Here is a 26088-nt window from a genome sequence, read left to right on the forward strand (position 1 = left end):
GACGCATGTTCCACGGCGACTCCCGGGGCACGGCCCGGCCCGTGCCCCGGGGTCCTGTGTAAAGTGCGCCGCATTCAGCATCGAAGGAGGCCGCTGTGAGCAGCGACCCGTGGGGCCGCGTGGACGAGCAGGGAAACGTCTTTGTCAAGACGGCGGACGGTGAGCGCTCCGTCGGTTCGTGGCAGGCGGGTTCCCCGGACGAGGCCCTGGCCTACTTCCGGCGCAAGTACGAGGGGCTCGCCGTCGAGGTGGAGTTGCTCGCGCGGCGGGTACGGACCACCGACCTCGCTCCCAAGGACGCCCACCACGCGATCGAGCGCCTGCGCGCGAGCATCGTCGACGCGAACGCGGTCGGCGATCTCGAATCGCTCGTCAAGCGCCTGGACGCGTTGGTGACCGTGGTGGACTCCAAGCGCGAGGAGCGCAAGGCCACCCGCGCCAAGGCGCAGGAGGAGGCGCAGGGCGCCAAGGAGCGGATCGTCGCGGAGGCCGAGCAGCTGGGCCAGAGCACCGATTGGCGGCCGGCCGGCGAGCGGCTGCGCGCGCTGGTGGACGCCTGGAAGGCCGTGCCGCGGCTGGACCGCAAGGCGGACGACGAACTGTGGCACCGGTTCTCGCAGGCCCGGTCCAATTTCGCCAAGCGCCGCAAGGCGCACTTCGCGGAGCTGGACGGTCAGCGCGACAGTGCCAAGCGAGTCAAGGAGAAGCTGGTCGAGGCGGCCGAGGCGCTGTCCACGTCCACCGACTGGACCGACACCGCGGCGCGCTACCGCGATCTGATGAACGACTGGAAGGCCGCGGGCCGGGCCCAGCGCGATGTCGAGGAAGAGCTGTGGCAGCGCTTCCGGGCCGCGCAGGACGTGTTCTTCGCGGCCCGCAGCGAGGTGTTCGCCGAGCGCGACTCCGAGCAGCGGGAGAACCAGGCCGCGAAGGAGGTGCTGCTCGTGGAGGCCGAGACGATCGTGCCGGTGACCGACGTCAAGGCGGCGCGGGCGGCGCTGCGCTCGATCAACGATCGCTGGGAGGCCATCGGCCACGTCCCGCGCGACGCCCGGCCGAAGATGGAGGCCCGGCTGCAGAGCGTGGAGCGGGCGATCCGCGAGGCCGAGGAAGAGTTGTGGAAGCGCACCAACCCGGAGGCGCGGGCGCGGGCGCAGGCGGCGGTGGACCAGATCCAGGCGTCCATCGACAAGCTGACCCAGCAGGCGGAGAAGGCCCGGGCGGCCGGGAACGAGCGCAAGGTGCGCGAGGCCGAGGAGTCGATCGCGGCGCGCGCGGAGTGGCTGGCCGAGGCGAACAAGGCGCTGGAGGAGTTCTCCGGCTGAGCCGGAGAGGTGTTCCGGCTCGGCCTCTCCGGCTCGGTCGGGGAGCCGCGCGCGTGACGCGCGTACGCACACGCTCCCGCGTGCGCGCGGTCGCGAGGCGGACGATGTGACGGGGGAGCCGCCGCGTCCGCGCGGCGCCGCGACGAGGAACGGGCGGATCCGGGTATCGGCGAGTTGCCGACCCGGGTCCGCCCGTTTTCTCGTGTACGGCGTCGCGCGGAGGCCCGCGGCGTGCTCGGAGCGGCCCCGCGCCGGTGTTCGGACGCGGTCGGCGATCGGGTTCGTTCGTCGGCGTTCGATCCGTGTGCAATTTGCTCTATTGGGCCGCCGAACTCCTCCTGCATAATCGGCATCTTGATACGGGGGATCACCGACGAACTTCGACGCCGGGGAGATCGGTGTCGGGATTCGGGATGAGGGGGAGTCCTTGATCAAGGTCCTGATTGCCGAGGACATGAAATTACTGCGCAGGGCGCTGGTGTCGTTGTTGAGTCTGGAGCCGGACATCGACGTGGTCGCCGAAGTCGAGTCCGGTACCGACGTGGTGCCGCGCGCTCGCGCGGTGCGTCCGGACGTCGCGGTGCTGGACATCGGCCTGCCGGGTATCGACGGGATCGAGGCCGCCGCGGCGCTGCGCGTGGCGCTGCCGGAATGTCGCACGCTGATCCTCACCGGCATGAACGCGCCGGGCCATCTGCGCCGCGCCGCGGCGGCGAACGTGTCCGGGTTCCTGCTCAAGAACTCGGACCCGGATCGGTTCAGCGGCGCGATCCGCGAGATCGCCGCCGGTGGTCGGGTGATCGACGCCTCGGTGGCGCTGGCCGCGATCGACGGTGGTCCCTCGCGGTTGACCACCCGCGAATTGCAGGTGCTGCGCGCGGCGGCCGACGGCAATCGGGTCGCGGACATCGCCGACCAGATGTGGGTGTGCGCGGGCACCGTGCGCAACCACCTGAACTCGGTGGTGGCCAAGCTCAACGCGCGTAACCGGGTGGACGCGATTCGGATCGCCCGGGACGAGGGGTGGTTGTGACCCGTCGGGTCGCGTAGCGCGTTCGCGCCTCAGCCGGCGACGGGAGTTCGGGCCGGCTCGCACGGTTCCCCGGTGGGGTCGGGGACCGTGCCGGCGTCGGGGACCGCGGTGGGGTCGGCGACCGCGGCGAGGTCGGGAAGCGCGGCGGCCTCGGCGAACACGGCGGGGTCGGGGAGCACCGCGAGGTCCGGGGGCACCGCACGGTCGGCGGCCGCCGCGGGATCCGGAGCCAGTGGAACCAGCGCGACCAGACGGAACCAGCCGCCGCCGTCGGTACCCACGTCCAACCGCCCGCCGATGCCCTCGACCCGCGCGGCCAGGCTGGCCAGCCCGGTACCGCCCTGACGATCCGCGCCGGTTCCCCGGGGGCGGACGACGCAGGCCCCGTCGTTGCCCACCCCGAACCGGACGAATTCTCCGTCGCGTTCGGCGCTGATCACGCACTGGGTGGCCGAACTGTGCCGCATCATGTTGGCGAGCCCCTCGCGCAACACGGTGGCCAGCACCGTCTCGGTGGCCCCGTTCAGTGCCTCGACGCCGATCCGGGTGGTGGCCCGCACCCCGATCGAGGCGAGCAGCGACTCGGCCGCGGCCACCTCGGCGACCAGCGACATCCCCCGGTAGCGGTGCACCACTTCGCGCATGTCGGTGGCGGCCTGCTGGGTGATGGTCACGATCTCCGCGAGCTCGGTGCGCGCCTGCTCGACGTCGTGCGTGAGCAGGCGCGCGGCCAGCGAGGTCTTGACCCCGATGGTGGCCAGGCTGTAACCGAGCAGATCGTGCAGGTCGCGGGCGAACCGGTGCTGCTCGCGCACGATCGCCTGCCGGGCCAACTCCAGTCGGGACCGGTGCATTTCCGCGAGCAGTTCGGTGATGCGCATCAGCGCGTACAGCACGAGCCCGGTCGAGGTGCTCGCCACCACCGCGTAGGGCACGTCGTCGTAGTCGTCGGCCAGGTGAAACGTCATCACCCCGGTGGCGATCATCAGCGTGCCGAACGCCCACCAGGCGCGCTTCTGCGGCAGGAACAGCAGCAGCGAGCCCGCCAGGAATCCGGGCGCGGCGGTCCAGGTCCCCGGGCAAGCGAACGAGGGAATCAGCGCCAACACCGCCTGGCAGAGCAGGAGTCGGTGGCCGGGGCGGGGTAACCACCGCAGCCGGCCGGGCAGGGAATGCGCGCATTGGATCACCGCGACCGCGGTGACCGCGACCAGTGCGGCGGCCATTCGCCAGGCCGCGACCGGGAATGTGATCAACGACAGCACCGAAGCCGCGTGACAACTCAGGAGAACCACCACCGTGATCACGGTGGGAATGCGAAGAGCGCGGGAGTCCACGGAGTTCACCGGAACCTGAGCGGCGTGAGGCAAGAGACGGCCCTCTTCGATCGCGACTGCTGCATGGTGATGGCGACTGCTGGAAGAAGTTCCGGGACCCGATTCCGGGCCCATCCGCCGATGCTACAACGCGGGAATCCGCGGATGTCCCCGTGCGGAGAGACCGGGAAAGATGCGGAAAGCGGATATGGATCATGTGTTTCGCATGGGTACCCCGCCCGGAACACACGCCCGGCGTGGTGGACCGACACTGGCCGCCGTCCTAAACGGCTGTGAAGCTGAGGGCAATGCGCGAACACGACCGAACGGAGGCCCACCGGTGGGGGAATCACCCGAGGGAATACTCGGGAGCCTGCGCGAGCAGTGGAATCAAAACGGCTATATTCACATCAGAAAGGCGCTTTCCGCCGCCGACGTGGAACGCGCCTTGGCGGGCGTCGACTTCGCGGTCCGGCAACAGGACCTGGTGCGCACCGCGCACATCAGCTATCGCAACGACCAGGAACATTCGGTACGGGTGCGCAACGCCGCCGCGGCGAGCCCGGCGCTGCTGGAACTGGTCGACCATCCCGGCGTGTTGCCGACCCTGGTCGAACTGCTCGGGCCGGATCTGCACGTGCTGGGCAGCGAGGCGTTCGTCCGCGAGGGCGGCGACGCGCCGTTGGAGGGCTGGCACACCGACGGCGGCGCTTCGCTGATGGGGATCGTGCTGGATCCCGCGAGCCGGGCACTGCAACTGAAGGTGCAGTACTTCCTCACCGACGTCAGTCGGCCCGACTCGGGGAACTTCACCGTCATTCCCGGTAGTCACCGCATCCGCCCGGAGCGGCTGGACGACGACTGCTACCTGCCCGAGCCCAACGACTACTGGCGGCGCGGCGAGATGCCGCCGAACGCGGTGCAGATCCTGGCCGAGCCCGGCGACGCGGTGGTCTTCCCGTACAACCTGTGGCATGCGGTGGCGCCGAACTCCGCTGGCAGGACCCGCCGTTCGGTGATCATCCGGTACGGGCACCTGTGGTGCCGACCGCTCGACTTCCACCGCATGCCCGCCGAGGTGGTGGCCTCGATGACCGAACGTCAGCGACTGATGTTCGGCGAACTCGGCGACGAGGCGCATCCCACCGACTTCTACAAGCTCGTCATGCGATGAGGCCGGTTCGCGCCCGGAGCACCCGCCGGCCCGAACCGCCCGGCGCCTCCCCCGCCCCCTGCCCGACCCTTCGAACCGGATAGGAGATCGTCAGTGCTCAGGACTGCTCTCGCAGCGCCGTTCCGGGCGGTTCTCGATCAACACGACCTGGTGCGCGTCGCCGGCGCGCACGACGCGCTGGGCGCGGTGTTGGCCCAGGAGGCCGGCTTCCAGGCCGTGTGGTCCTCCAGCCTGGAGGTGTCCGCGGCCCGGTGCCTGCCGGACGCCAGTCTGCTCGGGATGACCGAGTACCTCGAAGCCGCCGTCAACATGCAAAAGGCGCTGTCCATCCCGGTGGTCGCCGATTGCGACACCGGGTACGGCAACAATCTCAACATCGCGCACATGGTGCACGAGTACGAGGCCGGCGGCATCACGGCGGTGTGTGTCGAGGACAAGATGTTCCCGAAGATCAACAGCTTTGCCGCCGTCGATCACACGCTGCTCGACATCAACACCTTCGCGCGCAAGATCGAGGTGGCCAAGAACGCCCAGCAGACCCCGGACTTCTTCCTGATCGCCCGGACCGAGGCGTTGATCAGCGGACTCGACGTGGACGAGGCGCTCAAGCGCTGCTCGGCCTACGCCGACGCGGGCGCGGACGCGGTGCTCGTGCACTCCAAGATCCGCACCAGTGAGCAGATCACCCGTTTCCTGGACGGCTGGAGCGGCGCGGTGCCGGTCGTGGTGGTGCCCACCACCTACCCGGACTGGGACGCGAAGGCGGCCGCCGCGGCCGGCGTCTCGGTGGTCATCTACGCCAACCAGGGCCTGCGGGCCACGGTCAGTTCGCTGCGCGACACCTACGGCGCGATCTTCCGCGAGGGCAGCTCGGTCGAGGTGGAGGATCGGATCGCGAGTGTGCAGGAGGTGTTCCGGCTGCAACGGCTGGATGCGTGGAAGGCGTTGGACTGGTGATCGGGTCGGACGACTTCTGCGCCGCGCTGGCCGACTTCGGCGTGGAGTTGGTGACGGGCGTGCCGTGTTCGTACTTCTCCGCGCCCATCGCGCGGTTCACCCGCGAGGGCCGGTACGTGCCGGCCGCGAACGAGGGCGCGGCGCTGGCCATCGCGGCCGGGGCCGCGGTCGCCGGCACCCGGGTCGCGGTGGTGGCGCAGAACTCGGGGCTGGGCAACCTGATCAACCCGTTGACGTCGCTGCTGATGACCTACGACATCCCGGCGTTGGTGTTCACCAGTCTGCGCGGGTGGCCGGATCCGGCCGGAGACGAACCGCAGCACGCGGTGATGGGCGCGGCCACGCACGAGGTGTTGGACGCGATCGGGGTCGCCCACCGCACGTTGCGGCGCGGCACCGACGCGGTTGGGCTGCGCGCCCTGTTGGCCGAGGCCGGCAAGGAACTGGAGGCTGGGAACTGCGTGTTCGTGCTGGTGGAGAAGGGCGCGGTGGAGGTGCCGGAGGGCGCGGCGGCGGACGGGTCCGCCGAGGGGCCCACGCTCACCCGGGCCCGGGCGCTGCGCGCGATCACCGCCCACACGCGGGGAATCGCGGTGGTCGCCACCACCGGGTACACCTCGCGCGAGTTGTTCGCGGCGGGTGACGCGCCGACGCACTTCTACATGCAGGGCTCGATGGGGCACGCGTCGGCCTTCGCGCTGGGTCTGGCGCTGCGTCCGCCGGGTACCGAGGTGGTGCTGCTCGACGGCGACGGCGCGGCTCTGATGCACCTGGGCACGATGTCCACGATCGGCGCGGCGGCTCCACCGGGGCTGATCCACGTGGTGTTGGACAACGGCGTGTACGAGTCGACGGGTGCGCAGGCCACCACGTCCGCCGGCACCGACTTCGCGGCGATCGCGCGGGCGACGGGGTACGCGTCGGCGGTGGTGTGCGCCGACGGCGCGCGGATCGACGCCGCGATGGCCGCCGCGCGGGCGGCTCCGGGGCCGCATCTGCTGGTCGTGCCGATCGGCCGGATGGCGGGTCCGGCACCGCGCCGGGCGACCTCATCGATCGGCGCGCGGGACATCCACCACCGGCTCACCGCCGCGTTGGGCGCCGGGCCGCCGTGGGCGGATCACGCCGATCGGCGGTGATACCTTGAGGCCCATGGGTCGCCCGCGCACTATCGACCGCTCCGCCATTCTTCGGGTGAGTCTCGAACTGGCCGACGAGCAGGGGCTGCAGGCCGTGACCCTTCAGGCGGTGGCCCGCCGGCTCGGCGTGACGGCGATGTCGCTCTACGGGCACATCGCGAACAAGGCGGCCCTGCTCGACGGCATCGTCGAGGAGTTGCTCTCCGAGTTCCCATTGCCGGACGCCGAACTGCCGTGGGACGAACGACTGGCCCGGATCGGGCGGGCGGCCCGGGATTCCGCCCGGCGCCATCCCGACGTGTTCCCGCTGCTGCTGACCCGCTCGGCGGCCACCCCGGGCGCGCATCGGGTGCGGCAGGCGGTGTTCGCCGCGCTGTTGGACGCGGGCCTGTCGATCACCGAGGTCAATCGGGCCGAGCGGCTGTTGAGCACGATGGTGGTCGGGTTCGCCACGAGTGAGGTCAGCGGTCGGTTCGGGCAGTCGGCGGCGGACATCGAGGCGGACTACGCCTACCTGGAGGACACCCTCCGCAAGCTGATCACCTCGACCACCGCGCCGGGCGTGGTGCCGGAGGTCGGCGACACCACCGGCTGATCCCGGCCGGGGTCCGAACGGGTCGAATCTTTTCCCTTGCCTTTCCGGTGGGTGGATTCCGCCTGCCCGCATGCCATGGAAGTCCCGCCTCGAATATCGACCGGATATCGCCGAAGCGGCGTTGACACCATGGTGCGTACAGTTATTCTATACGCCATATAGTTATTAGTTATCCTTCGCGTAAGGATATGGGGGTGCTGGATCGTGCACCAGGAATGTTGGCGTGACGGCCGTATGACCGAACTCGACGAGGTTCGGTTGTCCATTGATTCGGCCGCGTTGCGCTATGCGCAAGTGGTATTCGACGGGTGTGCCGCGGTGGCCGATTCCACCGGGACCGAACTGCGCATTCTCGACCTGGGCGCGCACCTCTCGCGTTTTCGCCGTTCCTGCGAGGGCCTGGGTTTCGCGCTGTCCTGGTCGGCGCGCGAGTTGACCGACGCGGTCGTCGAGGTGACCCGGCGCCACGACGGGCGCGGCGCGGTGGGCATCCGGCTGTTCGCCTACGCGGAGGGCGAGGGCTTTCTGGACGACGAACCGCCGGGGGTCTGCGTCTTCCTGCGCCCCCTGGACGGCTACGCACCGAACCGACCACTGACCCTGGCCACCACCGGCGAACCCCGGCCCGCGCACACCGACCTGCCGCGCTGGGTCAAGGCGACGGCGCACTACGCCGGGGCCCGGCGCGCGGTGCTGCGGGCCCGCCGGGCCGGCCACGACGACGTGCTCTTTCGCAACGAGGCGGGCCGGATCACCGAGACCTCGCGGGCCAGCCTGCTCGTCCTGGCCGGTGACCGGTTGATCTCGCCGCCGGTCGAGGAGGGCGTACTCCCGGGCGTCACACGGGAGTTGCTGGGCATGGTGGCCAAGGGCGCGCTGGGCCTGACCCCCGAACACCGGCCGCTGGAGCCGGCCGAGGTGATCGGCGCCGACGGCGTGGTGTTGTGCAGTTCCTCGCTGGGCGCCGCCGTCGTCGGCGCGATCGACGAGCACCCCCTGCCGCACGGCGCCGCCGGCGCCCTGGTCGCGGCCTTCGACCGGGCCGCCCGAGGAGGGACCGCGCACCTGGACGACGTGGTCACCTCGGTACGGCTCCTGAGCACGGGAAGACGATGAGCGGCCACCCCGAACTGGACGCGACCGCGGCCCGGTTGCGTCTGGAGACGATGCGGATGATCGCGGCGGCCGGCGCCGGCCACCCCGGCAGCTCACTGTCCGCGATCGAGATCCTGACCGTGCTCCACTACCACACCATGCGCCACCGACCGGCCGATCCCACCTGGGCCGAGCGGGACCGGTTCGTGCTCTCCAAGGGGCACGCGGCACCCGCGCTGTACGCGGTGCTGATCGACCTGGGCATACTCCCGCGCGCGTCGGCCGGCACGCTGCGCGCGCTCGGCTCGCCGCTCCAGGGCCACCCCGATCCACGCACGCGCGGCATCGAGGTCGGCTCCGGCTCACTCGGTCAAGCCTTCTCGGTCGCCGTGGGAATGGCCCTGGGCCTGGCCAAACGCGAAGTCGGCGCCCGGGTGTTCGCCCTGCTGGGCGACGGCGAGTGCCAGGAGGGCCAGGTGTGGGAGGCGGCGATGTGCGCGGCACAACTGGGACTGGCCGGCCTGACCGTGATCGTGGACGCCAACGGCATCCAACACGACGGCCGCACGCGCGACATCATGGGCGCCGCTCCGCTCACCGCCAAGTGGCGCGCCTTCGGCTGGGAGGTCGTCGAGGTCGACGGCCACGACTGCGCCGCGCTGATCACCGCGCTGGCACCGGCGCCCCGCCCGCGCGCGGTGATCGCGCGCACCGTCAAGGGACGCGGCGTCTCGTTCATGGAGGACGACCCGAACTGGCACTCGGTCGCCGATCCGGGCCGATTGGCCGAGGCAGTCGAGGAGTTGAGTCATGCGTGACACGTTCGGCGAGGCGTTGCTGCGCGCCTGCGAGGCGGACGAGCGGCTGTTCGTCCTGGACGGGGACTGCTCGCACTCCACCCGCAGCGGCCGGGTCGCCGACCGGCTGCCCGGCTCGTTCCTGAACACCGGCATCGCCGAGCAGAACATGATGGGCATGGCGGCCGGCCTCGCGCTGGCCGGCTTCCGCCCGGTCGTCTCCGGGTTCGCCTCGATCCTGGTCGGGCGCGCGGCGGAGCAGATCCTGCTCTCGATCGGCTGGCCCGGGCTGCCGGTGACCATCGCGGGCCACTACGCGGGCATGTCCGGCTCGCTGGAGGGCGCCCCGCACCACGCGATCACCGACCTGGGTTTCATGCGCTCGGTGCCCGGGATGAACGTATGGGTGCCCGCCGACGACGCGGACGCCCGGGTGCTGGGCGGCGAGGTGCTCGCCGGGATCGGCCCGGCCGGCGCACCGCCGCTCCCGGGTCCGAACTACATCCGGCTGTGCCGCAACCCGGTGCCGCCGGTGGCCGGTGGCCCACGCGGGCCGGGCGACCTGCGGGTGTGGGATCACCCGGACCCGGAGGTGGTGTTCGTGGCCTGCGGGGTGGCCGTGCCCGAGTGCGTCGCCGCCGCGGGGCTGCTGGCCGAGCGCGGAGTCCCGGCCCGGGTGCTCGGGGCGCTGCGGATCAAGCCCTTCCCCGACGCCGAGGTCTACGACCTGGTCCGCGCCTGCTCGCTCGTGGTGACGGTCGAGGAGCACACCACGGTCGGCGGTCTGGGCGGCGCGGTCGCCGAGCTGATCGCGGCGCGCGGCGGCCCGCGGGTGCTGCGTCTGGGCATCGCGGACACGTTCACCGAGACCGGGCCCTATCGGCAACTCCTGGACAAGTACGGGATCGAGGCGGCGGCGATCGCCGCCGCCACGCACGCCGCCCGGCACGCCGAGCCGGGCACGGGCGCGGCCGGACCGCGCGCCGAACTGTCGATGTCGACCAACACGTGGTGAAGGAGCGGACTGTGCGAGCGATACGCGAGGTCGGGGCCCGAGCGGTGTTCGACTCCAACGGCATTCCCGCGATCGAGGTGGAGATCCGCGCCGACGGCGGTGACCGGGCGGCGGAACTCGCGCCCCGGGGCTCGACCACCGGCGAGTTCGAGGCGTACGTCCTGGAGGACGCGGCGGCGCTGCCCGCGCTCGCCGCGGTGGCCCCGGCGCTGGCCTCGGTCGCCGACCTGGTGCGGCCGGCGCTGATCGGCCTGGACGTGTGCGATCAGCGCGCCGTGGACGCGGCCCTGCGCGCGGTGGACGGCGGCGCGTACTTCCGCCGGATCGGCGGCAACGTCGCGGTGGCCGCCTCGATGGCCGTCGCGCAGGCGGGCGCGACGGTCACCGGGCGCCCGCTGTACCGGCATCTCGCCGAGACCGCGCCCGCTCGGCTGCCGGTGCCGATGTTCAACGTCGCGGACGGCGCGGTGGGTTCGAACACGGTCTACACCGAGTTCCTGCTGCTGCCCACCACCGCGGAGCCGGCCGTGGCGCTCGAGCAGGGCGCCCGGGTGCGCGCGGCGCTGGCCGCCCGGCTCGCGAGCAAGGGGCACCGCTGCTCGGACAGCACCCAGGGCGGCTGGTCGGTGGACCTGGGCGGCTGCGAGGCGACCATGGAGATGATCGTCGCCGCCGCCGAGGACTGCGGACTGGCCGGCGGGCACGACTTCCACCTGGGCCTGGACCTGTCCGGCGCGGAGTTCGCCCACCCGCCGGGCTACGCCTTCCCGTGGCTGGAACGCCCCTTGTCGGTCGAGGAGTTGACCCGGCGCTATCTCGACTGGGTGGACCGGTATCCGCTGACCTTCCTGGAGGACCCCTTCGAGCCCGCCGACGAGGGGGCCTGGCGCGGGCTGCGCGAGCGGCTGGCGGGCCGGGCCGCGGTGGTCGGCGACGACCTGTTCGCATCCGCCGCCGAGCGCATCGACCGCGGCGTCGCGGCCGGGCTCGCCGACGGCGCGCTGATCAAGCCCAACCAGGTCGGCACCGTCACCCAGGCCCTGGACGCGCTGGCCTGCGGAGCTCGACACAAGATCACCACCGTGGTCTCCCAGCGCAGTGGCGAGAGCGCGAGCGCCTTCATCACCCACCTCGCGGTCGCCGGCGGCGCGGCCTGGCTCAAGGCGGGTGGGCTCTCGCGCATGGACCGGGTCGCCAAGTTCAACGAACTCCTGCGCATCGCCGAGGAGTTCACTCCCACCGACGGGCCACGCGGGTGAGCGCCCCGGCACCCGCCGCCGGCGCCACCCGCCCGCGTCACGCACCATGGCGCACCGCGCTGATCACCGGTGCCACGGCGGGCATCGGTCTGGCCTTCGCGGACCTGCTCGCCCGGGACGGCACGCACCTCGTGCTCGTCGCGCGGGACGGCGACCGACTGGCCGACGTCGCCGACCGGCTGCGCGCGCGGCACCCGGTCGCGGTCACCACGATCGCCGCGGATCTGCGCACCGACGCGGGCCTGGCCCGGGTCGAGGACCGGCTGCGCGACGGTGAGGCGCCGATCGACCTGTTGGTGAACAACGCCGGGACGGGCACCCGCGGCGCGTTCCACACGCTGCCGGTGCAGGCCGAGTTGGACGTGGTCGCGCTGAGCGCGGTCGCGGTGGTCCGGTTGTGCCGCGCGGCGCTGGCCCCGATGGTCGAGCGCGGCTCGGGCTGGATCGTCAACGTCTCCTCGCTGGCCGGGTTCCAGCCCGACCCGCTCACCGCGACCTACGGCGCCGCCAAGGCCTTCAGCCTGAGTCTGAGCGAGGCGCTGTACGACGAGGTGCGCGGCTCCGGTGTGCGGGTGACCGCGCTGTGCCCCAGCTTCACCGCAACCGAGTTCCACCGTCGTGCCGGCATCGACGTCAGTCGGGTGCCCGCGCGGGCGTGGCTGCCCGCCGAGCGGGTGGCCCTGGCCGGGCTGCGCGCGGTCGAGCGCGGTCGACCGGTCTGCGTACCGGGCGCTCCGTATCGGCTGCTCGCCGCGCTGTCCACCGTCGCTCCGCGCCGGTTGGCCCGGTTCGGCTCGCGCGTATTCGCCGGGGCCCGGTGATGCCCGGCGTCGGCACGGCCGACCGGATCGGCGTGGACGCGGTCCGCGTGGCCCGCCTGGCCCGCGCCGGCCGCGCGGACGAGCTCGTGGCGCGCGCCGTGCTCGGTCCCCGGGAGTTGCGCTGGGCGCTGGCCCGGCCCGCTTCGCCGGTGCGGCTCGCGGCGGGTATCGCGCTCAAGGAGGCGGCGATCAAGTGCGCGGGCGGGCGCCGCGCCGGCTTCGCGTGGCACGACATCCGGATCGATCCGGTCCGGATGGGCCGCTGCGACTGCGGCGACCGCGCCGAGGCGCTCATCCGCGGCCTGTTCGCCGACCGGCCGAGGCCGGCCACGGTGCGCGCGCCCGGCGTACCCGCGTGTTGCCCGGCCGGGCGTGGCGCGAGCGCGGCGTGGGGCTGCGGCGAAGGACTCGTGGTCGCGGTGGTGCTCACCCGCGACCCGGTACCGAGCGAGGACATCGACACGGAAGGGAGCGCGGCGTGCTGACAGCGGCGCAGGCACAGGTCCTGGAGCGGGTACGGGAGCGGCAGACCCTGTGCCGCGAGATCAAGGAGGTGATCGTCGAGCGGCTGGACCTCGACCTGGATCCGGAGTGGCTCACCGACGACCAGGCGATCCTGGGACGCGGCCTGGAACTCGACAGCATCCACGTGATCGAGGTCGTGGTCGGTATCGAGTGGCAGTTCAAGGTGAACATCACCGACGACGAACTCGACCGGTTCGGCTCGGTCAACATGCTGGCCGACTTCATCGAGTCCCGCCGCGAGGACGCCTGATGCCCGGCCCCGGCGAACACGTGGCCGAGGTCGTGGTCGCGCCGGTCTCCTCGGTGGACGCCGGCGCCATGGCCGCGTGGATCAACGCCTTCCACTGGAACCCCGGACCGCTGGGCGGCGCACCGCTGTCGGCCGCCGACTACACCGCCTTCGTCACCGAGCGCGGCGCGGTGGAGACGTTCGTGGCGCTCGCACAGGGCCGTGTGGTCGGCTCACTCGCGCTGTACCCGGTCTCCGCGCTCAAGGCCGGACAGGGCTCGGTGGTGTGGATGGACACCTTCGCGATCGATCCGGGATTCCGGCTCGGCGCGGTGCCCATCCGGCTGTTCGTCGAGGCGTTCGCGTACTGCGTGGCGCACGGCTACGACCGGGTCGACTGCAACGCCTCGCCCGCGAACCCCTCGATGGTCGCGATCGTGCGCCCCGGCGGCTTCCGACAGGCCTCCACCGAGCCGTGCGGCGACGACCGGCTGGAATTCCGCTCCCACCTGCCGTACCTCTACCGCTTCGTCATCGAGGCCCTGGGCCTGGGCGCCCGGGTGGCGGAACTGGCGCGTGTCTGGACGGACTTCGGCTCCAGTCCGTGGGTGCCCGGGCGCGCCCCGCGCAACGCCGCCGAGGATGTGGGCGACTACCACGGAGCGCCGACGTTCCGGTACTCGATGGTCGGCTCGGGCGCGGAGAGCGTCTTCGTCGTCGACCTGGCCCACGACCGGGTCTGCGCGCTGAACTGGGACGGTCTGGACATCGACTTCCACCCGACGGCCCCCGCCCGCCGGGTGCCGGTCGGCGGCTCGGCCGCGTTCACCCACCGCATCGCCAACCGGGGCACCCGAGCGCTCACCCTCGTCCTGGAGGTGCGCCGGCCCGGCGACACCGCCCCGGCGTCGGTGCGTGAACTCGCCCTGGCGCCGGGCGAGGTGGTCGAGGGCGAGACCGCGTTCGCACCCGAGCACCCGGGCGAGCAGGAGGTCGAACTGACCGTGCGCACCGACGTATCGCACGCCGGCCGGGCACATCCGGCCCGGCTGACCCTGCACAGTTGGGTGCGCGCGGTCGCCCCGGCGGTCGCCACTGACCCGCGCCCACCGCGCCGGGATCTGCCGTACCTGGACGAGCGGGACGACCGGTGGGTGCTGGGCAATCGTTGGTTGCGGTTGGCCGTGGATCGGGCAACCGGGACCTGCGAGATCGAGCCGACGCGCGAACGCGGACCCGCCATCCGGGAGTTGTGGCCGGATCTGGGCCCGCCTTTCCCGGCCGCGCTCAAGACCCCGCCGCGCCGCGACGTGCGCTGCGTGCGGGCGGACGTGGTCGACGGCCGGGCGGAACTCGCCTTGGAGGCGGCGGCGAACGTCTGGTGGCAGCGACACGGGACGGCGTACGCGGCGGCCCGGCCGGACCTGGGACTGGCCCGGGCCCGACTGCGCCGCACCCTGCTGCTGGGCGGCGACCAGGTCGTCGAGGTGCGCACCGAACTCATCGACGCGGAATCGGAGTTGCTGAGCGCGGTGGCGACCGGCGACTGTCTGCTGCGGGTGCATCCGTGGGCTCGCGGGCGGTCGTTGACGATGAGTGTGCCGTTGAGCGAGGGGGTGTTGCGCGCACCGGTGGTGTACGAGCGCTTCCCCTTCGGGATGCACTCGTTGGAGATGATGGGCTCGGCCGACCTGCCCCGCGATCCCGGCCGCTACCGGGAGCGGTGGACCGCGTTCACCGACGACGACGGGCGCAGTGTGGGTCTGGTCTGGGAGCGGGCCGCGCAACTGCGGTTCGGGTTGCAGTGGATGCCCTCGCTGCTGCTGGCCGCCGACCCGGGCGCCCCCGACGAAGGCGTGGCGCGCTTCCCCCGCTACGCCTTCTTCTGCGGTCCCGGGGACGAACGCGCGGTGCGCGAGGCATGGTCGGCGGTGACCGACCCCGCCGAGCAGGTACCGGTCACCGCCCGGCCGCCGCTCTCGGCCCCGGTCCCGGTACACATCGCGCTGGATCCGACCGCCGAGGTCGAGCCGGGCGCGGGCGCCGCGGACGGGCCGGGTGCCGTGCGGCTGCGCGGTCGGCTCACCGTGTTCTCCGCGCGGGCCCGACGCGGCCGGCTGACCGCGGCGGTCGGCGACGGGCCGGTCCGGACGCTGTTCGAGGGCGACGCGGACGGCGACGCCGAGCGGTCGTTCACCGGGCGGATCGAGCTGCCACCGGGCCCCGGGGGCCCGTTGCGGGTACGGCTCGCCTGGGTCGAGGAACTCGCCCGGCAGCGGGCCACGTGCGATGTGCTGCCCGTGGCGCGCGCGGCCGCTCCGGTGTCGGCGGTGGAGACCGGCGACGTATGGGTCCTGGGCAACGGCGAGTTGACCGCCCGGATCGCGCCCAACTTCGGCGGCGCCGTGGTCGGTCTGCGTCGAGACGGCGGCGGCGAGTTGTTGCGCTCGACCTATCCGCGCACCCGGCCGATGGGCATCGTGCCCAGGGCGCGCGGGGGCATCGGCGTGTCCACGGTCGCGCACCGCGCCGACCCCAACACCAGCGTCGCGCGAGAGGAGTTCGCGTGGACTCCGGTGCGCACCGCGACCACGGGTCTGCGCGCGGCCGGCCTGGACTGGGCCGGCATCCGACTCACCGGCAATCTGGACCTGGCCGGCTCGACCGTGGGTCTGGACATCGACTACCTGATGCCGGCGGGTGCTCCGCTGCTGATGGTGCTCACCCATCTACGCGACGACGCGGGCGTGTTCGGCCCGCCACCGGACATCTGCGTCGCGGTGCACGCGGCGCAGGACCCGCCGTGGTTCTTCCGGGGCCTGCGCGAGGGAGCCGAGTTCGAGTACCACCCCGCACCGCACGGGTCGAACCGGCCGATCGCCGGCTCCTCCGGCATCGGCGCCCTGGTCCCGGCCGCGGAGACCGGCCCGACCGGGCCCGGCCTGCTTCTGGCCGCCCCGCCGGGCGCCGAGGTGCTCGGCTTCCGGGACGGGGACGACTGGTCGGTGCGCGCGCTGGTCCGGGCCGGATCGCCTGCGGCGGGCGACGCGGTGACCGCGACGTGTCTCGCGGTCCTGGACGCGCCGCGCCCGGTGCCCGCCGGGGTGCTCGCCACGATCGCCGAGGCGGTCCGGGCCGCCGCCGCCAAGGCCGGGTGAGCCGCCGCCCACGCGCCCGCACCTCCAGCGGGTCCTTGTGCCGAACCCCCCATGAGACGAGAGGACATCACTGTGCCGGCTACACCGATGCGGACCGTCACGATCGGGCACGCGGTAGTGCCCTGGACGTACGCCGACGACGAGCGCGAGTACCACGCGCTCCGGCACGAGGCCGCGATCTTCGAGTTGAACTCCACCGGTCTGATCGCGCTGCCGGCCACGGGGAGCGCCCAGGCGTTGCTGCGTACCCTCGTACCCAGCGACCTCAAGGCGGTGTTCCCGGGCCAGTCGGCGACCTCGTTGTTGCTGGACGCCGAGGGGCACCCGCTGGACACGATCACGGTGTACCGGTTGCGCGAACGCTGGCTGATCGAGACCGCGTTCGGCCGGGGTCCGGACACGCTCGCCCACTTGACCGCGGCCGCCGCGGAGGGCTCCGAGGGGATCGATCCGGTGGACGTGCGGCCGGAGTTCACCACCTTCGGCCTGGAGGGCCCCTACGCGTGGCGGGTGTTGCGCGCGTTGTTCGGTGACGGGGTGACCTCGGTCCCGCTGGGCGGCATCGTGCACCGCACATGGCGGGACGCGCCGGTGTTGATCGCGCGCAGCGGCTACACCGGGGAGTACGGCTACAAGGTGTTCGTGCCCCCGTCACTGGGCGCCGAGTTGTTCGACGCCGCGGTCGAGCGGTCCGCGGTGCCGGCGGGGTATCGCACCCTGGAAGCGGCCATGATCGAGGTGCGCCAGCCGCTCCCGCATCGCGAGGTCGGGCCCGAGGACACCGTGTCGGGCTGCGGCTACAACTGGCTGGTCGACCTGGACCAGCCCGACTTCGTCGGTCGCGACGCGGTGTTGGCCGAGTTCAAGACCGGGCCGGCCGTACGCACGGTCGGGCTGACCATGCCGCGCGGAGCGGAACCGCCCGAGCACGCCGAGGTGTCCGTCGCGGGACTGACCATCGGGCACCTCGTGCACCACACCGACAGCCCGGGCCTGGGGCGCACCCTCGCGCTGGCCCGGGTGAGCGCGGAGTGGGCGGCGTCCGGCTTCGACTGGGAAGTCGCCGGGACGCACGGCCCGATCCCGGCCCGCTCGGTGTCCTCGCCGTACCTGGTCCCGCTGAGCTGGTCCACATCGATCGCGTGAGAGGCGGCCCCATGGACCCCATGGACAAGGACACGGAATCCGCCGACGACCGCCCTCGCGGGGTAGGCGGCGATCGGCGCGTGGCCGTCACCGGACTGGGCCTGGTGTCCGGATTCGGCGTCGGCGTCAAGCCGTTCTGGGAATCGCTGCTGGCCGGCCGGACCGCGCTGAAGCCGCTTGGCTCGGTGCCCGGCTCGGTCGGCGAGTTGTACGTCACGCGTGTGGACGACCGCGCGCTCGCCGCCGCGACCGGCGGCGAGGCGGTCGAGCGCACCTCGGCGATGCTCGGCGCGGCGGTCGCCGAGGCGCTCGCCGACAGCGGACTCGCCGCGCCGGTCGAGGACGGCGCCCGGCAGGGGCTGGGGATCGGCACCTGCCAGGGCATGTTCCACGCCGAGGGCGCCGAGTTGCCACTGCGCGCGGACCGGCACGTGGTGGACATGTACACCCGGCCCGCCGACCACGTCGCCCGCCGCTTCGGACTGCGCGGGCCGCAGGCGGTGATCTCCACCGCGTGCGCGTCGAGCACCACCGCGCTGGCCTGGTCGGCCGCGCAGATCCGGGACGGCCGGGCCGAGGTGATGGTCGCCGGCGGCGCCGAATCGTTGTGCCTGTTCGCCCTGGCCGGCTTCCACGGACTGCGCGCGACCAGTCCCAACCGCTGTGCCCCGTACACGGTTTCGGACGGAATGAGCATCGGCGAGGGAGCCGCGGTGCTGATCCTGGAGGAGTGGGAGCACGCGGTGCGGCGCGGCGCCACCGTGCTGGTCGAGTTCCTGGGCAGCGGGATGTCCGCGGACGCCTACCACCCCGTGGCGCCGGACCCCACCGCCCGGGGCGCGCTGGCCGCCGCGCGGCGCGCGTTGGCGGCGGGCGGTGTGGGCGCGGAGCGGGTCGACTACGTCAGCGGGCACGGCACCGGCACGGCGGGCAACGACGCGATGGAGAAGGAGGCGATGATCCTGTTGTTCGGCGACCGGGTGGGCTCGGTCCCGATCAGCAGCGTCAAGTCCGCGGTGGGACACACGCTCGGCGCCGCCGGGGCGATCGAGGCGGTCGCGTCGGTACTCGCGCTGCACGAGGGCGTGTTGCCGCCGACGGCGGGCGCGGGCGGGGTGCTCGACGACCGGATCGACATCGTTCCGGACGTGGGCCGGCCGGCCCGGGTGGAGGTGGTGCTGTCCAACAGCTACGCGTTCGGCGGCAACAACGCCTCGATCCTGCTCGCCTCCCCCGGCGCGGTACGCCCCCGGCCCCGACCGCGGCCTGCTCGGGACCGGGCGGTGATCACCGGCGTGGGGGCGGTCGGTCCGGGCGGGGTGGGCCACGCCGCGCTGCTGGCCGCGCTGGCCGGCGATCCGGTCCCGGCCTCGAGCACGGAACCGGTGCGACCGGAGGAGGTGTTGACCGCGCTGTGGCGCCGGATGGACGACTTCACCCGGCGGGCGGTGCTCGCCGCGTCGGAGGCGTTGCGCGAGGCGGGCATCGATCCGCGGGCCGACGACGGGGCGGCCGAGGAGGCCGCGCTGATGTTCGCCACGGCCGGTGGTCCGATGCGCAGCGTCGAGGAGTTCGGCCGGTCGTTGTCCGAACTGTTGGTGCCGGAGCGGCGATCCTCGTTCGCGCGGACCACGATGACCTCCGCGCCCGGGACGTTGGGCATCTGCCTGGGCCTGCGCGGGCCGACCATCACGTTCCTCTCCGGCGGTACGGCCGGTCTCCAGGCGCTCGACCACGCGTGCGGGGCGGTCGCGCGCGGGGAGGTGCCGTACGCCGTGGTGGTGGGCTGCGACGAGATCACCGACGCGGTCCTGGACGCGCAGACCAGGTGGTGGGGGCCGGGCCGGTGGGCGGACGGCGCGGTCGCGGTGGTCGTGGAGTCCGCCGCACGGGCTCGGGCGCGCGGGCGACGCGCACTGGCCGTGGTCGAGGGCACCGGGCAGGCCGGTGGCGCGGACTTCCGGGCCGGGCAGGCCGCGGATCCGACGGCGTTCGTGGCGGCGGCGACCCGGGCGCTGGCGGCGGCCGGGCGCGGGCCGCGCGAGATCGACTGGGTGCTGGCCGCCGGCGCACGACCCGACCGGGTCGAGGCCCGAGCGGAACTGCGCGCACTGGCACGGATGTTCCCGGACTCGACGCCGGTCGGGCGGACCCGGCCGCGGCTCGGCGAAACGATGGCCGCGGGCGGCTTGGTGGACGCGGTCGCGGCCATGGCGGCGATCCGCGGCGGGCTGCGGCTGCCCGTGGACGACGTGCGCGCCTCGTCGGCGGCCGGGTCGGCGCCGGTGCGTCGGGTGCTGATCGACACGGTCGGCTGCGGCGGGGTGATCGCGACGGTGCTCGGCGCGCCGGACGGCGGCGTGGCGGACGGGCCGCGATGAGGGGTGCCGACGGGCGGGCGGTCGACGCGGACCGCCCGCCGGCACCGACGGCGGGTCCGGGGTATCCCCCCGGGCTCGCCGTCTCGTGTTTTCGCGACCGAGGCGGCTCCGGCGTGCTGGTGTTGCTGCCGTTGCCGAGCCGGTATCCCGAGGAGGTGCTGCCGGCCGACCCGCGGACGGTGTTCTCCGCGCGCGAGAGCCTGGATCTGGCGTGCGGGCCGGCGAGTCTGTCCTGGGCGGGCAAGTACGCCGCGAAGCTCGCGGTGATCGCGTTGCTGGGGCTGACCGAGCCGGTGTGGTCGGATGTCGAGATCCTGCCGGACCAGGCCGACTGCCGGGCGCCGGGCGGGCCGTGCCGGGCGCGGCATCGCCCGAGCGTGGTCCTCGGTGGCGCGGCCCGGACGGCGGCGGGCGGGGCCGGTGGCGCGCGGATCGCGGTCACCATCACGCACGAGACCACGGCCGCCGCCGCCCTGGTGGTGTGGGATCACCCGGCCGCCGCCCCGGTCCGGGATCAGCGCGACGCGCGTCGGCCCGCCCACGCGCCGGCCGCGAGCCCGGCGAGCGCGAACCCGGCCAGCACCGTGAGCGAGACCGAAAGGCCGTGTGGGGCCGAACCGTTGAGGGCCGATCGATAGGCGCTCATCGCCCAGTAGCCGGGGGTGAGCGGGCCCAGGTGCCGCATCCAACCGGGCAGCATCGCGGACGGCACCAGCGCGCCGGCCATGATCGTGGTGACCACGGCGGAGATGTCCCCGACGGCGCTCAGTTGGGCGGAGGTGCGCACCAGGGTGGACGCGCCGGTCCCCAGTGCCAGCACGCACAACGGCCACGCCACGCTCACCACCAGGACCAGCCACCACCCGCGGGCCGGCCGCAACCCGAACGCGGCGGCGGAGAAGCCGAACAGCAACAACTGCTGGACGAGCAGGAAGGCGAACATGGGCGCGGCCTTGCCCACCAGGATCTCGCCCAACCGGGCCGGACTGGCCCGGACCCGATCCCAGGTGTGCCACGTGGTGCGCTCGTCGAGCAGGCCGGCGCCCACCAGTTTCAGCACGAACAGCGAGAACATCACCGCCATGCCGGCGGTGGCCTGGGCGGTGCCGTCGGCCATGTCGTCGGGCATCGCGTCGGACAGGAGCACCATCATCGGCCGGATCACGCTGACCAGCACCATCGGAATGACGGTGAAGGCGATCAACGGGCCGGGGTCGCCGGCCATCAGGACGCATTGGTGCCGGGCGACCGCGGAGAACCGGCGAACACCGGCGAGTTCAAGCGCCATTGCGGGTCAACAACTCCCGATACAGGTCGTCGAGGGTCGGCGCGTCCAGGGCGATCGAGCGCAGCCGTGCCGCGTGCTCCGGGTTGGCCGCGAGCAGCCGCGCGGCGGCGGCGGCCGGGTCGATCGCGGTGATCACCACGTCGTCGCCGTCGGCCCTGGTGTCGTCGTCGCGCAGGCCGTGCGGAAAGCACAGTCCGCCGCCGTCGGCGAAGGTCAGCGTGACCCGCCCGGGCAACGCGGCGAGCAGGTCGGCGCGCGCGCCCCGAGCGATCACCCGGCCGTGGTCGGCGACCGCCAATGTCGCGTCGAGTACCTCTAGTTCGGGCAGGTAGTGGGTGGTGTACACGACCGCGGCGCCTTGGTCGGCCATGCTTCGCACGGCGCGCAGGAGCAGTTCGCGGGTCACCGGGTCGGCGCCGACGGTCGGCTCGTCCAGCAGCAGTACGCGCGGTCGATGCAGCATCGCCGCGGCGGCGTGCAACCTGCGCTGCTGGCCGCCGGAGAGGTCCTCGACCGGTCGGGGCAGGATCTCGGTCAGTCCGAGCGCCTCGGCGATCTCCTCGATCCGCTCGGCCAGCAACCTCCGTCCCAGGCCGTACAACCGGCCCGCGTACCGCAGGTTCTGCAGCGCGGTGGTCGGAAACAGCGCCAACTCCTGTGGGGCGATTCCCAGTTCGTGGGGCATTCGGCGTCTTGGGGTGACCGGCCGCCCATCGATGCGCACCTCCCCCGCGTCCACCCGAATCAACGCGGCCACCGCTCGCGCGAACGTCGTCTTCCCGGCCCCGTTGTGGCCCACCAGACCGACGATCTCCCCGGCCTCCACGTCGAGTTCGAACCCGTTCAGCGCGACGACCTCGCCATACCGCTTCCGCAGTCCCAGGACGCTCAGCATGCAGTAACTATATGACGTAAGGAAACTCCGGTCAACGACCCTCGCCCCACCGAACCGCGCCACCGAACAGGGCCACGACGCGCGGGGAAGGCGGCGACCGTCGCGGCCCCGTCGGCGTCGGGTTCGTCGGCGACACGGCGGCACCGGCGGGGCGTACAGTTCCCGGCAGGTGTGGGCCGGAGGCGGGCGGTGAGCGTTGCCGCACCCGCCTTCGCAGGCATGTTCGGGTCATGAACAGGGGCCCCAGGCACGGTGGTTGGGGAACCCGCGGGCGATGGCTACGGGTTGCCTGCGGTTTCCGAGCCGAGGTGCTTTCCGGCCATCGGTCCATCATCATGTGACCCGCAATCACGACGGGTTCGGAACAGGTACGGGGGACCCGCCGCCTCCGCCGCCCCGCCCGTCCCCTCGTGGGAGGGCCCCGATCGCGCCGTGCGCACCGTCACTCCCACCGGATCCGCGACCTCCACCGCCTCCGACCCGCCCTCGATCGCGGCCCGCCCCGGCGAGAGCGCGACCGCGGTCGCCACCGCGGGCGGCGTGGCCGAGGGCGGCGTGTTGTTCGAACGGCAACCGGACGTGCCCGACGGCTACTGCGTCGGCCTGGGCTACAGCAGCACGTGGCGGGGCAGTTGCAGCCTGAGCGCGGGCGTCGTGTACTTCCACGGCGACGGCAACTACATCCAGGGTCAGAAGATGGTTCTGCTCGACCCGGGCCGGCCCAGCGACTTCCGGACCTGCCTGGGCGAGACCCGGCACGCGAACAACAACCAGCTCCCGCTCACCTACCTCGAGGTGGGCTCGGTGATCCGCACCAAGGACTTCGCGAACGGCCTGGTCGGCACGATCCGGATCAACGAGATCCCGTCCGACTCCGGCCCCGGCAAGTACCGGAAGATCTCGATGACCGTCTGGCGCGGCCCGCGCCGCCGACCCGGGCACGCGAGCACACACCGTCGAACCGAGCATCCACCGCACGCCGCCGAACCGAACACCCGCGGCACGCGGGCGAACCGGGTTCACCACCGCACGAGGCGGCGCCGGGATCACTCCCGACGCCGCCTCGTGTACGCCGAGCCCGGCCGCGGGCCGGCAGGGCCCGGTCGACTACTGCTGGCGCCCGCTGGTCACCCGGTACGCGTCGAACACGCCCTCGACCCCGCGCACCGCCTTGAGCACGTGGCCCAGGTGCTTGGGGTCGCCCATCTCGAAGGTGAACCGGCTCACCGCGACCCGGTCCCGGGTCGTGGCCACCGACGCGGACAGGATGTTCACGTGCTGGTCGGACAGAACCCGGGTGATGTCCGACAACAACCGCGAACGATCCAGCGCCTGGACCTCTATGGCCACCAGGAACACCGAGGACGCGGTCGGCGCCCACTCGACGTCGACGATCCGCTCGGACTGCTGGGACAACGACTCGACGTTGCCGCAGTCCTGCCGGTGCACCGAGACGCCGTTGCCCCGGGTGACGAATCCGATGATCGGATCGCCCGGTACCGGCGTGCAGCAGCGGGACAGCTTGACCCAGATGTCGTCGACGCCCTTGACCACGACGCCGGGATTGCCGGTCGAGCGCGGCCGGCGCCGCGTGGTGGTCGGCCGGGTGGCCTCCGCGAGGTCCTCCGACGCGCCCTCCTCGCCGCCGAGCGACTCCACCAGGCGCTGCACGATGGTCTGCGCCGAGACGTGACCCTCGCCGATCGCCGCGTACAACGACGAGATGTCGGGGTAGCGCAGCTCGTGCGCGAGGGTGACCAGAGTGTCGCCGCCGCCGGACATCAGCCGCTGCAACGGCAGGCCCTGCTTGCGCATGGCCCGGGTCAGACCCTCCTTGCCCTGCTCGATCGCCTCCTCGCGGCGCTCCTTGGAGAACCACTGACGGATCTTGTTGCGCGCCCGGGGCGACTTGACGAAGCCGAGCCAGTCGTGACTGGGCGCCGCGGTCTCGCTCTTGGAGGTGAACACCTCGACCAGGTCGCCGTTGTCCAGCCGGCTCTCCAGCGGGACCAGCCGCCCGTTGACCCGGGCCCCGATGGTGCGATGCCCGACCTCGGTGTGCACCGCGTAGGCGAAGTCGACCGGGGTCGAGCCGGCCGGCAGCGCTATCACGTCGCCCTTGGGCGTGAAGACGAAGACCTCCTGGCTGGAGAGGTCGAAGCGCAGCGACTCCAGGAACTCGCCCGGATCCTCGGTCTCGCGCTGCCAGTCCAGCAGTTGCCGCAGCCAGGCCATGTCGTTGGCCGGGTTCTCGCCCTTGCGCGCGGGCTTGGTGTCGGTCTTCGCGGCGCCCTTGGCCCCGACCGCCTCGGCCTTGTACTTCCAGTGCGCGGCAATGCCGTATTCGGCCCGGCGGTGCATGTCGAAGGTGCGGATCTGCAACTCGACCGGCTTGCCCTCGGGACCGATCACCGTGGTGTGCAGCGACTGGTACATGTTGAACTTGGGCATCGCGATGTAGTCCTTGAACCGCCCCGGGACCGGGTTCCAGCGCGCGTGGATGGTGCCCAGCGCCGCGTAGCAGTCCCGCACCGAGTCGACCAGGACCCGGATGCCCACCAGGTCGTAGATCTCGGTGAACTCGCGGCCGCGCACGATCATCTTCTGGTAGACCGAGTAGTAGTGCTTCGGCCGCCCGGTCACCGTGGCCTTGATCCGCGCCGAGCGCAGGTCGCCCTGCACCTGATCGGTCACCAGGGCCAGGTATTCGTCCCGCTTGGGCGCGCGCTCGGCGACCAGCCGCACGATCTCGTCGTACATCTTGGGGTAGAGGATGGCGAACGCCAGGTCCTCCAGCTCCCACTTGATCGTGTTCATCCCCAGCCGGTGCGCCAGCGGGGCGTAGATCTCCAGCGTCTCGCGGGCCTTGCGCTCCTGCTTCTCCCGCTTGAGGTAGCGCATCGTGCGCATGTTGTGCAGCCGGTCGGCAAGCTTGATCACCAGCACGCGCGGGTCCTTGGCCATCGCGATGACCATCTTGCGCACGGTCTCCGCCTGCGCGGCCTCGCCGAACTTGACCTTGTCCAGCTTGGTCACGCCGTCCACGAGCATCGCCACGGTGTCGCCGAAGTCGCGGCGCAGCGCGTCGAGCCCGTAGTCGGTGTCCTCGACGGTGTCGTGCAGCAGCCCGGCCATCAGCGTCGGCGGGTCCATCCCGAGCTCGGCCAGGATGGTGGCGACCGCGAGCGGGTGGGTGATGTACGGGTCGCCACTCTTGCGGCGCTGGCCGCGGTGCCAGCGCTCGGCGGTGGTGTACGCCCGCTCGATCTGGCGCAGGTCGGCCTTGGGGTCGTTGACCCGCACCACCCGCAGCAGCGGTTCCAGAACCGGGTTGTACACGCTGTTGCGCTGTACGCCCAGCCTGGCCAGGCGGGCGCGGACCCGGCTGGGGCCGTCCACCCGCAACGAGCGCGAGCGCTCGGTGCCGCTGCCCCGCGAGGCGCCTTCGGGGGGCGGCGCCGCCTTGGCGACCGGCCGCGGCCCCCTGGCCTCGGGCCCGGCGGCGCCGGCGGCCGGACCGCTGTGGCCGTCGCTGCCCCGGGGGCCGTCGGCGCTCTCCTCCGACGCGATGGCCTGAGCCTCGGCCGGCGCGTCGGCGCGGCTCTCGGCCGGCGCGCGCGTCTCGCCGGAAGCGGCGGCGGGCTGCTCGGCGGGCGCCTCGGCCGCAGCGCGGTCCGGCCCATCGGGCGCCTCGTCGGGGCGGGCACGGGCCGGAGCCTCCTCGGGGCCCCCGCCGCTCACCGGCGGATGGCCCGAGGGGCCCGGTGTGGCACGTGTGGCGTCGTCCGAGGGAGCCGCGTGTTCGACGGCATCCCCCGAGGACGACGCGACGGGCGCGACCTCGTCCGGCAAGGGAACTCCTCCCACAGATGACGGAAATTCCATCGTACTGACCCACGCCCTCACGACTCGGCCATCCGGAACGCCGGCCGCCGCGACG

At 72.7% G+C, this 26088-nt stretch carries 20 protein-coding genes; 16 read left to right on the forward strand and 4 right to left on the reverse strand.

Annotated features, from left to right (window positions below; all coding sequences use genetic code 11):
- Window positions 1-95 precede the first annotated feature (95 nt).
- Window positions 96-1325: a DUF349 domain-containing protein gene (locus ACIBSV_RS39620; RefSeq protein ID WP_395871944.1), complete on the forward strand. Its 1230-nt coding sequence runs from the start codon at window positions 96-98 to the stop codon at window positions 1323-1325.
- 427 nt (window positions 1326-1752) lie between these two features.
- Window positions 1753-2358 carry a DNA-binding response regulator gene (locus ACIBSV_RS39625; protein WP_395871946.1) on the forward strand — a complete coding sequence of 202 codons (606 nt, stop codon included), beginning with the start codon at window positions 1753-1755 and terminating at the stop codon, window positions 2356-2358.
- 29 nt (window positions 2359-2387) lie between these two features.
- Here the strand turns inward: ACIBSV_RS39625 and ACIBSV_RS39630 are convergent, their stop codons facing one another.
- A complete protein-coding gene (locus ACIBSV_RS39630) occupies window positions 2388-3656 on the reverse strand; it encodes a sensor histidine kinase (RefSeq protein ID WP_395871948.1) in 1269 nt (422 codons plus the stop codon).
- Between the two features lie 358 nt (window positions 3657-4014).
- Here ACIBSV_RS39630 and ACIBSV_RS39635 point away from each other — a divergent pair, with 358 nt between their 5' ends.
- The 14 genes from ACIBSV_RS39635 to ACIBSV_RS39700 all read left to right on the forward strand — a co-directional run bounded on the left by ACIBSV_RS39635 (window position 4015) and on the right by ACIBSV_RS39700 (window position 19965).
- Window positions 4015-4848: a phytanoyl-CoA dioxygenase family protein gene (locus ACIBSV_RS39635; RefSeq protein WP_395871950.1), complete on the forward strand. Its 834-nt coding sequence runs from the start codon at window positions 4015-4017 to the stop codon at window positions 4846-4848.
- 93 nt (window positions 4849-4941) lie between these two features.
- Window positions 4942-5805 carry an isocitrate lyase/phosphoenolpyruvate mutase family protein gene (locus tag ACIBSV_RS39640; RefSeq protein ID WP_395871952.1) on the forward strand — a complete coding sequence of 288 codons (864 nt, stop codon included), beginning with the start codon at window positions 4942-4944 and terminating at the stop codon, window positions 5803-5805.
- Window positions 5784-6944, forward strand: a complete 1161-nt coding sequence (aepY, locus tag ACIBSV_RS39645; RefSeq protein WP_395871954.1) for a phosphonopyruvate decarboxylase — start codon at window positions 5784-5786, stop codon at window positions 6942-6944. The genes ACIBSV_RS39640 and aepY overlap by 22 nt, the downstream gene beginning before the upstream one ends.
- Before the next feature lie 13 nt (window positions 6945-6957).
- Window positions 6958-7539, forward strand: coding sequence for a TetR/AcrR family transcriptional regulator (locus tag ACIBSV_RS39650; protein ID WP_395871956.1), 582 nt, complete (start codon window positions 6958-6960; stop codon window positions 7537-7539).
- 234 nt (window positions 7540-7773) lie between these two features.
- On the forward strand, window positions 7774-8655 hold the full coding sequence (locus tag ACIBSV_RS39655) for an aminotransferase class IV (protein ID WP_395871958.1): 882 nt from the start codon (window positions 7774-7776) through the stop codon (window positions 8653-8655).
- Window positions 8652-9452: a transketolase gene (locus tag ACIBSV_RS39660; protein ID WP_395871961.1), complete on the forward strand. Its 801-nt coding sequence runs from the start codon at window positions 8652-8654 to the stop codon at window positions 9450-9452. The genes ACIBSV_RS39655 and ACIBSV_RS39660 overlap by 4 nt, the downstream gene beginning before the upstream one ends.
- On the forward strand, window positions 9445-10446 hold the full coding sequence (locus ACIBSV_RS39665; protein WP_395871963.1) for a transketolase family protein: 1002 nt from the start codon (window positions 9445-9447) through the stop codon (window positions 10444-10446). Before ACIBSV_RS39660 ends, ACIBSV_RS39665 begins: the two co-directional genes overlap by 8 nt.
- Before the next feature lie 11 nt (window positions 10447-10457).
- Window positions 10458-11705: a hypothetical protein gene (locus tag ACIBSV_RS39670; protein ID WP_395871964.1), complete on the forward strand. Its 1248-nt coding sequence runs from the start codon at window positions 10458-10460 to the stop codon at window positions 11703-11705.
- Window positions 11702-12526 carry an SDR family NAD(P)-dependent oxidoreductase gene (locus ACIBSV_RS39675; RefSeq protein WP_395871966.1) on the forward strand — a complete coding sequence of 275 codons (825 nt, stop codon included), beginning with the start codon at window positions 11702-11704 and terminating at the stop codon, window positions 12524-12526. Before ACIBSV_RS39670 ends, ACIBSV_RS39675 begins: the two co-directional genes overlap by 4 nt.
- Window positions 12526-13011, forward strand: coding sequence for a 4'-phosphopantetheinyl transferase superfamily protein (locus tag ACIBSV_RS39680; RefSeq protein WP_395871968.1), 486 nt, complete (start codon window positions 12526-12528; stop codon window positions 13009-13011). Before ACIBSV_RS39675 ends, ACIBSV_RS39680 begins: the two co-directional genes overlap by 1 nt.
- Window positions 13005-13301 carry an acyl carrier protein gene (locus ACIBSV_RS39685; protein ID WP_395871970.1) on the forward strand — a complete coding sequence of 99 codons (297 nt, stop codon included), beginning with the start codon at window positions 13005-13007 and terminating at the stop codon, window positions 13299-13301. Before ACIBSV_RS39680 ends, ACIBSV_RS39685 begins: the two co-directional genes overlap by 7 nt.
- Window positions 13301-16438 (forward strand): hypothetical protein, encoded by a 3138-nt coding sequence (locus tag ACIBSV_RS39690; RefSeq protein ID WP_395871972.1) that lies wholly within the window; start codon window positions 13301-13303, stop codon window positions 16436-16438. Before ACIBSV_RS39685 ends, ACIBSV_RS39690 begins: the two co-directional genes overlap by 1 nt.
- A gap of 87 nt (window positions 16439-16525) precedes the next feature.
- Entirely contained in the window at window positions 16526-17584 is a 1059-nt protein-coding gene (locus ACIBSV_RS39695) for a glycine cleavage T C-terminal barrel domain-containing protein (RefSeq protein WP_395871974.1), read from the forward strand.
- Window positions 17585-17604: 20 nt separating this feature from the next.
- Entirely contained in the window at window positions 17605-19965 is a 2361-nt protein-coding gene (locus ACIBSV_RS39700; RefSeq protein WP_395871976.1) for a beta-ketoacyl synthase N-terminal-like domain-containing protein, read from the forward strand.
- Window positions 19966-20479: 514 nt separating this feature from the next.
- Here the strand turns inward: ACIBSV_RS39700 and ACIBSV_RS39705 are convergent.
- From ACIBSV_RS39705 to ACIBSV_RS39715, 3 genes are all read right to left on the reverse strand, one after another.
- On the reverse strand, window positions 20480-21253 hold the full coding sequence (locus tag ACIBSV_RS39705) for an ABC transporter permease (protein ID WP_395871978.1): 774 nt from the start codon (window positions 21251-21253) through the stop codon (window positions 20480-20482).
- Window positions 21243-22148, reverse strand: coding sequence for an ABC transporter ATP-binding protein (locus ACIBSV_RS39710; protein WP_395871980.1), 906 nt, complete (start codon window positions 22146-22148; stop codon window positions 21243-21245). The genes ACIBSV_RS39705 and ACIBSV_RS39710 overlap by 11 nt, the downstream gene beginning before the upstream one ends.
- A gap of 1107 nt (window positions 22149-23255) precedes the next feature.
- The gene (locus ACIBSV_RS39715; RefSeq protein WP_395871982.1) at window positions 23256-26000 is read right to left on the reverse strand and encodes a RelA/SpoT family protein; all 2745 of its coding nucleotides are present in this window, start codon (window positions 25998-26000) and stop codon (window positions 23256-23258) included.
- Window positions 26001-26088: the final 88 nt, after the last annotated feature.

This window comes from Embleya sp. NPDC050154 (assembly GCF_044460165.1).
GTDB lineage: Bacteria > Actinomycetota > Actinomycetes > Streptomycetales > Streptomycetaceae > Embleya.